Source organism: Ruegeria sp. AO1 (assembly GCF_056535985.1).
Map to the genome: position 1 here is coordinate 2,005,785 of NZ_JBQFJC010000001.1, position 12,479 is coordinate 2,018,263.

12 protein-coding genes are annotated in these 12,479 nt (G+C 59.8%); 4 read left to right on the plus strand and 8 right to left on the minus strand.

Annotated features, from left to right (window positions below; genetic code table 11):
- Nucleotides 1–5: 5 nt before the first annotated feature.
- Genes ACR3FB_RS09920 through ACR3FB_RS09940 form a run of 5 tightly spaced genes read right to left on the minus strand, consistent with a single transcriptional unit; the run spans nt 6 to nt 5,274 of the window.
- Nucleotides 6–548: an RSP_2648 family PIN domain-containing protein gene (locus ACR3FB_RS09920; RefSeq protein ID WP_480564175.1), complete on the minus strand. Its 543-nt coding sequence runs from the start codon at nt 546–548 to the stop codon at nt 6–8.
- Entirely contained in the window at nt 545–1,747 is a 1,203-nt protein-coding gene (locus tag ACR3FB_RS09925) for an RSP_2647 family RNA methyltransferase (protein WP_480564172.1), read from the minus strand. The genes ACR3FB_RS09920 and ACR3FB_RS09925 overlap by 4 nt, the downstream gene beginning before the upstream one ends.
- 39 nt (nt 1,748–1,786) lie before the next feature.
- The gene (locus ACR3FB_RS09930) at nt 1,787–2,059 is read right to left on the minus strand and encodes a hypothetical protein (RefSeq protein WP_480564169.1); all 273 of its coding nucleotides are present in this window, start codon (nt 2,057–2,059) and stop codon (nt 1,787–1,789) included.
- Entirely contained in the window at nt 2,043–4,838 is a 2,796-nt protein-coding gene (locus tag ACR3FB_RS09935; RefSeq protein WP_480564166.1) for a [protein-PII] uridylyltransferase family protein, read from the minus strand. The genes ACR3FB_RS09930 and ACR3FB_RS09935 overlap by 17 nt, the downstream gene beginning before the upstream one ends.
- A gap of 49 nt (nt 4,839–4,887) precedes the next feature.
- Nucleotides 4,888–5,274 (minus strand): DUF4440 domain-containing protein, encoded by a 387-nt coding sequence (locus ACR3FB_RS09940; RefSeq protein ID WP_480564163.1) that lies wholly within the window; start codon nt 5,272–5,274, stop codon nt 4,888–4,890.
- Nucleotides 5,275–5,417: 143 nt separating this feature from the next.
- Here ACR3FB_RS09940 and ACR3FB_RS09945 point away from each other — a divergent pair, with 143 nt between their 5' ends.
- The 4 genes from ACR3FB_RS09945 (at nt 5,418) to ACR3FB_RS09960 (ending at nt 7,635) form a co-directional block, all read left to right on the plus strand.
- On the plus strand, nt 5,418–5,840 hold the full coding sequence (locus ACR3FB_RS09945; RefSeq protein ID WP_480564160.1) for a DUF2852 domain-containing protein: 423 nt from the start codon (nt 5,418–5,420) through the stop codon (nt 5,838–5,840).
- Between the two features lie 66 nt (nt 5,841–5,906).
- On the plus strand, nt 5,907–6,338 hold the full coding sequence (locus tag ACR3FB_RS09950) for an RDD family protein (RefSeq protein WP_170482976.1): 432 nt from the start codon (nt 5,907–5,909) through the stop codon (nt 6,336–6,338).
- A 75-nt stretch (nt 6,339–6,413) separates the two neighbouring features.
- On the plus strand, nt 6,414–7,238 hold the full coding sequence (locus tag ACR3FB_RS09955; protein ID WP_170676309.1) for an arginyltransferase: 825 nt from the start codon (nt 6,414–6,416) through the stop codon (nt 7,236–7,238).
- Between the two features lie 7 nt (nt 7,239–7,245).
- Nucleotides 7,246–7,635 (plus strand): VOC family protein, encoded by a 390-nt coding sequence (locus ACR3FB_RS09960; RefSeq protein WP_480564157.1) that lies wholly within the window; start codon nt 7,246–7,248, stop codon nt 7,633–7,635.
- Nucleotides 7,636–7,759: 124 nt separating this feature from the next.
- Here the strand turns inward: ACR3FB_RS09960 and ACR3FB_RS09965 are convergent, their stop codons facing one another.
- From ACR3FB_RS09965 to ACR3FB_RS09975, 3 genes are all read right to left on the minus strand, one after another.
- Nucleotides 7,760–10,114 carry a TRAP transporter large permease subunit gene (locus ACR3FB_RS09965; RefSeq protein ID WP_170639624.1) on the minus strand — a complete coding sequence of 785 codons (2,355 nt, stop codon included), beginning with the start codon at nt 10,112–10,114 and terminating at the stop codon, nt 7,760–7,762.
- A gap of 17 nt (nt 10,115–10,131) precedes the next feature.
- A complete protein-coding gene (locus ACR3FB_RS09970) occupies nt 10,132–11,058 on the minus strand; it encodes a TRAP transporter small permease subunit (protein WP_170466343.1) in 927 nt (308 codons plus the stop codon).
- A 120-nt stretch (nt 11,059–11,178) separates the two neighbouring features.
- Nucleotides 11,179–12,261 (minus strand): TRAP transporter substrate-binding protein, encoded by a 1,083-nt coding sequence (locus ACR3FB_RS09975; protein WP_170373973.1) that lies wholly within the window; start codon nt 12,259–12,261, stop codon nt 11,179–11,181.
- Nucleotides 12,262–12,479: the final 218 nt, after the last annotated feature.

The window sequence follows — 12,479 nt, forward strand, 5'->3', positions numbered from 1 at the left end:
CCCGCCTAGGTGGTCAGGGCTTTGCCAAGGCGCGGCAGGCGGGCCTTTTTCATGAGCGCACGCAGGGTCCATTGATCGCCGGAAAGGCGGTTGGCTTCGGACAGAACCGCGTTGGCGGCCTCCGTCATACTTGTGGGGTCGGTTTGCCAGAAGCTGTGGAGCAGGCTGTCTGGGTCGCGGCGCTCAAGGCCTTCTTCGGACAGGATGTTTCTGGGGAAGTCCTTGGCGTTGACGGTGACGATGACATCCGCCGAGGCCTCAATGGCCGTTGCCAGAACGTGGATATCGGCCTTGTCGGGCAGCCAAAGACGTTGCTCTATACCCGATGCGACATTGCGTTCGGCTTTAGGCCATTGCGCTTGGGCCAGAGCGATCTCGGCGCGGGCCTGTGCTTCGCCTTCGGGGCCCAGTTTGCGGGCGGCGCGGGCCCATTCTTCAAGGATACGCGCGGACCAGATGGGGGTGAAGTGGCCCAGATTAGCCGCGCCCAACAGCATCTCTCGCATCACCGTCGGGTAGATGACGCAGGTATCCAGTACCGCCTTCACAGCCGGTAGAATACGGCTTTGAGGTACCCGCTTTCGGCCAATTGCGGCAATTGCGGATGATCGGGTCCGGCAAAGCCGGTGTGGATCAGTTGCGCCTGTCGCCCGGCCCGTCCGATCCCGCGGGACGAAGCGTCGCGGAAGCGGCCCAGATCGGCCGCGTGAGAGCAGGAGCAGAGGCCCAGATAGCCGCCTTGTTTGACAAGTGGGGCGGCGAGGCGAGCGATGCGTTCATAGGCGCGCAGGCCGGCGTCGAGGGCTTGTTTCGAAGGCGCGAAGGCAGGCGGGTCGCAGATGACGACATCGAACTTTGCGCCCTCTTCGCCCAGTTGCGTCAGCACATCGAAAGCGTCGCCTTGGCGGGTCTGGAACCGGTCAGCACATCCGCTTGCTTGGGCCCCTTTGGTGGCTAGGTCCAAAGCGGCGGCAGAGCCATCGACGGATAGCGCCTGTGCGGCCCCACCTGCCAACATGGCGAGGCCGAAGCCGCCCACATGGCTGAACACGTCCAGCACCTGAGCTTCGGGATGCACCAAACGCGCCGCAAAAGCGTGGTTGGGACGTTGATCGTAGAAGAGGCCGGTTTTCTGACCGCCTGTCAGGTCGGCCATATAGGTCGCGCCGTTCATGGGCACAGGCAGAGGCGCGTCAGGCACGGTTCCCCGCAGGGTTTGGTTGACATCATCCAACCCCTCCAACCCGCGGGTCCGGCCCGAGGCGTTTTTCAGAACGGTTGTCACGCCGGTCACCTTGACCAGCGCGTCGGTCAGCACCTCCAGATGCGCTTCGGCCCAGGCGGCGTTGGGCTGGATCACGCAGGCATCGCCGAAACGGTCGATGATCACACCGGGAAAGCCATCTGCTTCGGCGTGGATCAGGCGGTAATATGGCGCGTCAAACAGGCGTTCACGCATCTCAAGCGCGCGCTGCAGGCGGGATTCGAACCAGTCCGCATTCAGATCGGCCTCAATATCGCGATCCAGAACACGACACATGATTTTTGATTCAGGGTTCACCGCGACCAGAGCGATCGGCGCGCGTTTGTCATCCTCAAGCACGGCCAGCGCCCCGGCAGGGATTTTGCGCGTGCGTCGGTCGGTGACGATGTCATTGGCATAGACCCATGGGAACCCATGGCGCAGCCCGCGCGCATTGGCTTTGGGTTTCAGGCGGATACGGGGGCGGTCAGCGGCTTGGGTCATGACCGCCTCATAGTCGCGAACAGCCCGAAGGAAAACCCCCTAGCGCGGGCGAGAGCGCCAGCCACCGCGCCGCTTGGGCGCTTGGGCGGCCTGCAACCCTTCGCTCATCACTTGAGTCATGGGATGATCGGCGTCCTGTGCGGAATAGGCCGCGTGCAGCTCGGCCAGAGCCTGTTTCTGGTCCAAGCCATCGGGCAGGCTGAGCGCCCAGTCCAGAAAGATGCTGCGGCATTCCGGCATGGCGATGCCTTCGATGTTATATGCCTCGCGGATCAGGCCCTTGGGGTCGTTTGGATCAGTGTTGCGCGCCATCTTCATCCTCTTTGATTACGCTGCCGATGATCGCGGCGGCGGTGGAGTAGCTGACCTGCAACGCGGATTGCAGTGCTTCGACCTGTTCGAACCCGGTGGCGCGGCATAGGAAGGCCGCTCCGCCCTCGCCGATTTTATCCGCTTCAATCACCTTGCCCGAAAACAGCCGCGCCGCGCATTGTACCGACCAGCATAGATCGTAGCTGTCCTTCAATGTTTGTGCCTGCGCGACATCCAACAAACCGGCAGCGACCGCCCCGTCGAGGCCAGACACTACATCCCGGTTTGCGAGGCCTGCCATCAGCGCTCCGGTCTCGGCCATCAACTCGATATCCATCATCCGGCCCTCGCCGTTCTTGGCATCCCAAACGCCTGCCGGGGCCTTGGCCGCCGCCAGACGCGTCCGCATTTCGGCCACTTCACGCAGAACTTTGTCTGCCTCCCGAGGTCGCGACAACAGCTCGGTTCGGAAGGCTTCGATGTCCTGAGCCAAGCCCGAGTCTCCGGCGACGACATGAGCGCGGGTCAGGGCAAGATGTTCCCACACCCACGCCTCTTCCTGCTGGTAGTGCGTGAAACTTGCCCAACTGGTCGCCACCGGTCCCTGATTGCCCGAAGGGCGCAGGCGCATGTCGACTTCATAGAGCCGCCCCTGAGACATCGGAGCCGAAAGCGCCGTGATCAGCGCCTGCGTGAACCGAGCGTAATAGGTGCGCGTTGCCAGCGGGCGGGGACCGTCGGACATGTCCTGATCGAGCGGATCGTAGATCACGATAATATCCAGGTCGGATTGCGAGTTGATCCGCCCTGCCCCCAGCGACCCCATGCCCAGAATGGCCGCTCCGCGCCCCGGTGCCGGGCCGTGTTTGCGGGCGAAGGCGTCGGTCACATAGGGCAGGATCGCGGCGATCACGGCTTTGGCAAGCTCGGCATATTGCCGACCGGCCTGCGCCCCATCGATCAGGCCGCGCAGGTGGTGAACGCCAATGCGGAAATGCCATTCCTTGCACCAGCGCCGCGCCAGATCGAGTTGCGTTTCATAGTCGGCTTCCTGCGCCAGAGCTTCGACCAACTCGGCCTGCAAAGCCTTCAAACCGGGCCAATCGCTGAAAAAACTGCCTCCGATCACCGCGTCAAAAACGGAAGCGTTGCGCGACAGGTGGGACGCCAGCGCATGAGAGGTGCCGACGATGTCGATCAACAGGTCGTTCAAATGTGGGTTGGCCTCAAAGAGCGAGAACAACTGAACACCCGCAGGCAGGCCTGCCAGAAACCCATCCAGCGCCAGCAGCGCCTCGTCAGGTTGCGCGGTTTTGGCGAGGCGCGAGAGGAGCTCGGGCTTCAACCGGTCGAAGATGCGCCGCGCGCGCTGGGACCTTAGGGCCGGATATGTGGCCCAGCGGGCGAGGATATTCTGGTCGAACGTCACCTCAGGCGTGGGCGTCGGCGCGGGCCCTGCACCCGGTGCAAAGAAGCCTTCCGTCAGCTCATGCACTTCGGTCAGGCGGCGGGTCAGACCCTTGGTCAGATCGCCGCTACTAAGCGCCAGCAGACAGGCGACCCGTTCGATCCCATCGTCAGATTGAGGGACCTTATGGGTCTGAGCGTCGTGGATCATCTGAATGCGATGTTCGACCTCGCGATGCGCGCGATAGTGATCGGTCAGCTTTTCCGCAACCTCTTCCGGCACCCAGCCCTTTTGCGCCAGAGCCGCCAGCCCGGGCACCGTGCCGCGCACGCGCAGATCGGGGTCGCGCCCACCTGCAATCAACTGCCGGGTTTGGGTGAAAAACTCGATCTCGCGAATACCGCCCTGACCCAGTTTCATATCATGACCAGGGATCGAGAGGCTACCGCCCGTCCCTTTGTTTTCTCGTATGCGCAGGCGCATGTCATGGGCGTCTTGAATGGCGGCAAAGTCCAGATGCCGACGCCAGACAAAGGGTTTCAGCGTATCCAGAAACCGCTCTCCGGCCGCCAAATCACCCGCACAGGCGCGTGCTTTGATATAGGCTGCCCGCTCCCATGTGCGGCCGAGGCTCTCATAGTACCGTTCGGCCGCCTCCGTCGCCATGCAGACCGGGGTCACCGCCGGGTCGGGCCGCAGGCGCAGATCGGTGCGGAACACGTAGCCGTCGGCGGTCTTGTCACTGAGCGTGGCGCAGAAATTGCGCGTGGCCCGCACCATCCCGTGCCGGGCTTCGTAGAAGTCATCCGGGTCAAAGCGTGTTTCATCAAACAGAACGATCAGGTCGATATCCGAGCTGTAGTTCAGCTCATGCGCGCCCATCTTGCCCATCGCGAGAATGACCATCCCGGCTGCGGTTTCGACATCATCCTCAGTCATTCCGGGCAGCTTCTTGCGGCGGATCAAGGCGGCAATCTCGGCCTTTGCGGCCACATCCGCCGCCAGCGCACCAAACTCGGTCAGCGCTGCCGTGACCCTTTCCAGCGGCCAAGCACCTGCAATATCCGCCAAAGCGGTTAGTACCGCCATCCGCCGCTTGGCCAGCCTTAATCCCGGCTTGAGCAGATCTGGTGCCAAGGCGCGCGCGGCCTCCATCACCTCTGCCAAAGCGTGGTCCGGCTGGTGCAAGGCCTGCGGCAGCCACTCCTTCTCTTGCTCGATCAGGCCCTTCAGATACGGGCTGGACCCAGCGGTTCCGGCGATCAGATCGCCTTGCTCAGCCGTCAGGTCAGCAAGCAGAGCGCGGGTTTCGTCGCCCAAGGATTGGTCGAACGCGCGCGGCAGACGGTTGATGGTCAAACTCTCAGTCATACCCGGACCCTGCGCACCGCTGGGCGGCAAGGTCAATGCGGCAAACGCATTATTCCTGTTCGAGCGGAGTGTCCTGACTGAAACTGTTGATCCAGGCCCCCGCCCGACGTTCCCAAAGGGAAGATATGAGCATCGCCTCCCACTCTTCCGCGCCCGGTCGCACATAGTCTGCCCGATAGGACAGCAATACGATATCCGGGGTCAAAATCCGCAGTTGCTCTTCGCTCAACTTGAATTCCGCCATTGTCGGAGCCTCAGCGAACTGCCCGACATGGTCGTCCCGATTTGCAAAACCCGAGGGGTAGACACCCAGGAAATCAGCACTCAGAAGCGCCCTGTCAGCATGGGCATCGCCTGTCACCAAAGCAGACCATACCTGCTTTTCCAGCTCCAAGATCTCAACAAGCGTTGACGCATTTGCGTTCTCATTCATCATGTCCGCACCCTGCTGCCCGAGGCCTGCGTCGTCAACCAAATCCGAAAATGTAAATCTTTTTCACATCGGCCCCTTGCAACCCCGCAAGCGCTCCCCATCTAGATCATGTGAAAGGAATTTACATCAACCCCAGGAGAGACCACATGACCGCATTGTCCGAACCCGCCGCACCCGCAAATCCGGGGTGGCTCTATCGTGCCGAGGCTTGGATGGACGACAAAGGCAAAGGCGCCTGGATCGCCGCCATGGTTCTTGGGTTCATCTTCTTCTGGCCCGTAGGCCTCGCCCTTCTGGCCTATATGATCTGGAGCAAACGCATGTTCAGCAAGTCCTGCAGCCGCCGCAAATCCTGGCACAGTCACATGAGTGCAATGAAGCCATCAGGCAACAGCGCCTTCGACGCCTACAAGGCCGACACTTTGGCCCGTCTGGAACGTGAACAGCAGGATTTCGAAGCCTTCCTGCGCCGCCTGCGCGAAGCCAAGGACAAAGCTGAGTTCGACCAGTTCATGGATGAACGCGCACGTGAAAACTACGAAGACGATGGCAAAGGCGAACCGGCCTGAATTGACTTGCCCTGTCCCGATTATTCGGGACAGGGTAACACGACCTACCCTTTCGGAAACCTGACAATGAACCATCTGCCCGATCCCGATACTCAACCCGAGTTCTACCAGTCCGTTGCAACCAAGCGTTTTGTCGCATGGTTGTTCGACATCGCCTTTATCTCACTTCTGTGCATCGTCCCCGTCTTCCTAACACTTGGGGCCGGGCTGTTCTTCTTGCCGCTGATCTATGCCGTGATCAGCTTTGTCTACCGGGTCATCACGATCTCGAACGGGTCTGCCACGCTTGGCATGCGGTTCATGGGGATCGAACTGCGCGACGCATTCGGCGAACGGATGGATATGGGCAAGGCCGTGGCCCATACGGCCGGATACTTCATCAGCATGGCGTTCTTCGTTGTTCAGATCGTATCTGTCATCATGATGCTGACCAGCGCGCGCTGCCAGGGTCTGACGGATGCCTTCCTTGGCACAGTCATGATCAACCAGCGGGCCTGAACGCAACACACTTGAATCACTTGGCGGCTTAAAAATCCGTTGCTATCATCCGGTCCGAGGCTACATGGGACCTTCATGCGACACACGCTGCCAATTGCGCCACAATTCTATGTGACGGCCCCCCAGCCCTGCCCTTACCTTGAGGGCAGGATGGAGCGCAAACTATTCACCGCTCTGCAAGGCGCAGGCGCGGATCAGTTGAACAATTCGCTGTCCCAACAAGGGTTTCGCCGGTCGCAGAACGTCCTCTATCGCCCATCCTGCACTGATTGCGCTGCGTGCCTTTCCGCCCGGATCGACGTCTCGGCCTTCCGCCCGACCAAAAGCCAGAAACGCGCGGCCAAACGCAATGGCTATCTGGAACGCCGCGCAACCTCGCCCTGGGCCACCGATGATCAATACGAGCTGTTCCGTCGCTACCTCGATACCCGCCACGCTGATGGCGGCATGGCCGATATGGACGTTTTCGAATTCGCCGCGATGATCGAGGAAACCCCAATCCGCAGCCGCGTTGTGGAGTATGCCGACCCCGAGACCGGAAACCTGATCGCCGTCAGTCTGACCGATGTTCTGGATGACGGCCTCAGCATGGTTTATTCCTTCTACGACCCAAACCAGCCGCAGAACTCTTTGGGCACCTACATGATCCTCGACCATATCGAGATCGCGCGTGAGGCCGGCCTGCCCTATATCTACTTAGGCTACTGGGTCCCGGGCAGTCCGAAAATGGGCTACAAAGCCAAGTTTTCCGGGCTAGAGGCCTATGTTCGGGGGCGCTGGGAGAAAATCTCCAACCCCGAGGCTTTCGCAGATGCCTCGCACCACCCTCTCGCCTCGGCCCCTATAGCCGAGCAGGTGGCAAACATCCAACTGCCTGACCGCCACCCCACTAAAGGCTGATCCTTTCATGAAACAGAGCCTGCACGCTGTCACCCTTGTGGTGCCTGACTACGATGCTGCGATCAATTTCTACACTGCAACGCTGGACTTCATCCTTTCCAAAGATATTGATTTGGGAGGCGGGAAACGCCGGGTCCTCGTCACGCCGCCGGGTTCGGGCGAGGCCTCCCTTCTGCTGGACAAAGCCGACGGGGCCGAACAAAAGGCCGCTATCGGCAACCAAACCGGAGGTCGTGTTGGGTTCTTTCTGGAAACCGATGACTTCCAACGCGATCACGCAGCAATGCGGGCAAAGGGTGTCCATTTCGAAGAAGAGCCTCGTGTTGAACCCTACGGCACAGTCGCGGTATGGCAGGACCCTTTCGGAAATCGTTGGGACCTCATCCAGTTCGCCTGATCCCGTTCATCCGGCCGAGGATAACTCATGCAAAGTCCGAGAAAGCGCTTCGCATCAAAACTCAAGCAAGAAAGCAAAAGAGGGCCCTTCAGGCCCCCTTTTTCATTTGGACTACACTCAGTGATCAGTTCGGGATCAGATCCGGCACGATGGTCACAATGGTCGGGAAGAACCATAGGATCGCAATACCAACGACCTGAATGATCACGAAAGGTACAACGCCACGATAAATATGGCCTGTCGTCACCTCTTTCGGGGCGACCCCTCGCAGGTAGAACAAGGCGAACCCGAAGGGTGGCGTCAGGAACGATGTCTGCAGGTTCACCGCCACCATGATGGTCACCCATTTCGGATCGAACGACCCGCCATAGATCACAGGCCCAACAATCGGGATCACGATGTAGATGATCTCAAGGAAGTCCAGCACGAAGCCCAGAATGAACAGGACCAGCATCACGATCAGGAAGACCGTGAACTCGTTGTCAAAGCTGCGTAGGAACTGCTGGATGTAGTGCTCACCCCCGAACGAGATTACCACAAGGTTCAGCAGCTGCGACCCGATCAGGATGGTAAACACCATCGAGGTCACCTTCGCCGTCTCGCGCACCACCGGCGTCAGAACTCCGCTTGAGAACAGGACCCAGCAGCCGAACAACAGACCGAACAGAGCGTAGAGGTAAGTCGCATAGGCCATGATAAAGGCGATCCAGGTCTCAACCGGGACATTGCCCTGATTGATCCGCAAATCGAAGTTCACGCCCATCAGCAGACAGATGATGACTGCAAAGGTCGACCAGATAATCACACTCCCGGACCGGCCCTGATCCTGCAGCTTGCGGTAAGCAGCCAGCATGATCGCACCACCGGCACCCAGTGCCGCAGCAGGTGTCGGATTGGTAACACCGCCAAGGATCGAACCCAGCACCGCGATGATCAGAACCAGCGGCGGGAACACAACTCGGATCAGATCGTTGGTGGCACAACGCGCGGCAGCCTCCTTACAGCCGTAGATCGCGATGGCGAAGGGAATCGCCAGCAACACGAATGTCGCCCCGGATGAGGTTGTTGGCTGGATGAAGAGAATATCCACCAACAGCATCAACAACAGGCCAATCGCCCCAACGATCAGAGGTTGCGGCGAGCGTGAAGGCGCGATGCCACGACCCAGAACCAAGGTCAGCGCAAGCAGCACCACAACAATCGAAACGCCGGTTCCGATCGGAGCCGCATTGGCGATCTTGGCGTCACGGGCGGCAGCGAGTTCTTCCTCGCTCAGGCGCTCAGCGCTGGCAACGCCACCGGCGGCGTCGATTGCCTCTTGCTCGGCCACGGCCTGATCCCAGGCGGATTGGCCATGCAGCTCGATCATCGAGGCCTGACACTCAGCCGAGACATTCGTGCGCAAAGACGCGCCCTGCCCCACATCCGAGAAGGCCGAGACCGAGATGTTCTGGCTGCCGATCACTCCTGCGCTGCCCAGAAGCACCGCACCGACGATGATCGCAACCGGCGCACCCAGCAGCCACGTCAGACCCTCAGAACGGGTGATCGTCTCACCAGAGCCACCCGACAGCTCAACAGCCGGAGCCTTGTCCGGGTTCAGCAGCGCATAACCAAAGGCATAAAGCGCATAAAGCAGCGCTAGCATAATCCCCGGCAACAAGGCTGCTTGGAACAAGGTTCCAACCGAGACCACCGCAGGTTCCCCCAAAAAGGTCAGCGCATCGGTACAGCCCGCCTCGACCGCACGCTCTTCCTGCGCCGTCGAATACAGGTCACCCGCCAGCGTACCCAGAAGAACAATCACGATCGAGGGTGGGATGATTTGCCCAAGTGTCCCCGAGGCCGCGATCACACCTGTCGCCAACTCGGGCGAGTAGTTGTTTCGCAACATCGTCGGCAGCGCCAGCAGGCCCATGGTAACCACAGTCGCACCAACGATACCGGTCGAGGCGGCCAGAAACGCACCCACGACAACAATAGACACGGCCAGACCACCGGGCAGCGGTCCAAAGACGCGCGCCATCGTTGTCAGCAGGTCATTGGCGATCTTGGAACGCTCCAGCGTGATTCCCATCAGAACGAACATCAACACGGCCAGAAGGGTTTCAATCGACTGACCGGCCAGAACCCGTTCGTTCATGCGGTTGACGATGAAGGAAACGTTCCGGTCCAGCGCGGTTTCCCAACCTGAGGGGAAGACCGGCTCGCCTATCCTTGGTAAGTCCGGGTATCGGAAAACCGAGACCGTATCGGGTTTCACCCCGGAATTCACCAGGTCTCGGTAAGCTTGTGAGCCAGTGTCAATCGCCTGGTGGATCAGCAGTCCGGCGCTGTCCAGCGCGGCGATGATCCCGAAGGAGATCACACCTGCCCCACCGATGGCGAAGGCCACCGGGAAGCCTGAAAGAATGCCTCCGAAAAGGCAAAAGAATACGATAATGAGGCCTATCTCGACGCCATCAAGTCCGAATAGCATTGTCTTGGTCTCCGTCCTTAATGTGCGCCTTCGTAGGCTTCTTCACCCTCACCAAGGCTATCCTTGTCGAGGTATTTTCCGGCGCTTTCCGGCCCTTCCACGTATTCCAGATACGACCGCCACAGGAAGGCAACCGCGTGCAGGAACACCATGCCCGCAAAGATCACGAGCAGGATTTTGAACAGGAAATACGCGTTGAAACCGTTCGGGCTGAAGCCGATGGTTTCCACGTTCCAGCGCAGGGCGCGCGACTTGGCCACCAGCCTGTCCAGTGTGTCACTGGCCGAGGGTTTCGGTACGATCAGATGCCGCCACATGAAGTACCAGCCATACATCCAGGTCAGTACGGCCATTGGCATCATGAACAGAACGGCGCCACACATATCAACGACGCGCTTGGCGCGGTGGCTGATACCGGCATAGATCAAGTCAACCCGCACATGCCCGCCCTGCACAAAGGTGTAGGTGCAGCATAGGCAGACGACCATCGCGTTATAGAGCTTCAGCTCTTCGGCGAACCAGCTGATGTCCTGATTGAAAGGAATACCCAGACCAAAAGACATATCAGGCCGGGCAAAGACACGCTGCATGAACACGATAACGATCTGCTGGATCACCATCAGCAAGCCCGCCCAGGCAAAGAACCGCCCGGTCGTGTTGGCGAAGGCCTCCAGCCCGCGCACCATGCCCCACATCACATTTCGGTAGTAGAGGCCGATGGCTGTCAGCACCAGAAACAGCGTGAAAACCACGAAGAAGAACTCGACCGAGCCTCCGTAGTAGACAAAGCGCATGATGGATTCTTTGTCGGACCAATCCAGCCACAGCTGCGGATGCGTGATCGCATATCCAAAATTATAGAAGGCTTCGGCAATGTTCTGAATGAACCAGATCAGTCCATTCCACAGGGCGCCGAAAAACGAGATACCGTTATCGTCCTGCATGTTGTCCCCGGGTCACGTCAGTTGCACTGCAAATTATAGCGGCATGATGGGTCCGCGCATATGCAACAAGAAAGGCTCCCCCGCGATTGCGGGGAAACCGTTTGGTCAGTTCACTTGGGATTAGCCGCGAACGCGGTCGCGCTGAGCGGTGTAGGCACCCGACGACAGGTTCAGCCAGCCCGAGGACGATGCCATCGACGCCATTGCGCTGTCGTGGATCTTCTTGAACAGCTCGTCGCCCATGTTCTCGTCCAGAACCTCTTGCGAGGCCTGACCGAATGCGTCCCACACGCTGTCTGGGAATTCCATGACCTTCACGCCACCCGACTGCAGACGCTGCAGAGCTGCGCCGTTGTTGGCCAGGAACTGCGCAAGGTTCCACTGGTGCGCTTCGGCAGCTGCGATCTCGATGATCTTCTGCTGGGCCGGTGTCAGTTCGTCGAACACGTCGCGGTTGGTTGCCAGCGACAGACCTGCGCCCGGCTCGTGGAAGCCCGCGGTGTAGTAGGTCTTGGTGATTTCCTGGAAGCCCGCTTTTTCGTCCGCCCAGGGGCCGATCCACTCGGTGCCGTCAATCGCACCCGAGGACAGCGCCTGATACACTTCCGAACCCGGAATGTTCTGAACCGATGCGCCCAGTTTGCCAAGTGCCTGGCCACCCAGACCTGGCATACGGAACTTCAGACCCTGGAAATCCTCGGGGCCGTTGATCTCTTTCGAGTACCAGCCGCCTGCCTGCGCGCCGGTGTTACCCGCCAGGAAGGACTTCAGGCCGAAGATCGAGCCCAGCTCGTCATGCAGCTCCATACCGCCGTCGTGGTAGTACCAGTTCACCAGTTCCTGCGCGGTCATGCCGAACGGAACAGCGGTGAAGAAGGCATAGCCTGGGTGCTGACCCACAAAGTAGTAGTCAGCCGCGTGGTACATGTCGGCCTGACCGGACGAAACGGCGTCGAACACTTCGAACGCGCCAACCAGTTCGCCTGCGGCCTTGATTTCTACGTTCAGGCTGCCATCGGACATCGCGTTGATGCTATCGGCGCAGCGCTGTGCGCTGTCGAACACCCCGGCCAGACCACGACCCCACGAGGTAACCATGGTCAGGGTCCGCTGACCCTGCGCATAAGCTGGTGCCGCCAGTGCGGTTGCCGCAGCAGCCGAGCCGCCCAGAGCAGATTTCTTCAGAAATGAACGACGATCCATATGAGTGTTCCTCCCCTTCATAAGTCATCACCCGGAGGTGTCCGGGCCTGTCGCTTTCAATGGATCGGAGCCTAGAGGCAGGGATATGAAAGGGAATACCTACTACTGCGTAGAAACCCGAATTTCTGCCCGTTTTTCGTAGATAAAATCGGCAAAAAAGCCAGCCACTCCACGTTCTCAAGGGCATTTACCCCCAGAAACGCTCAATCTTTTTGCAT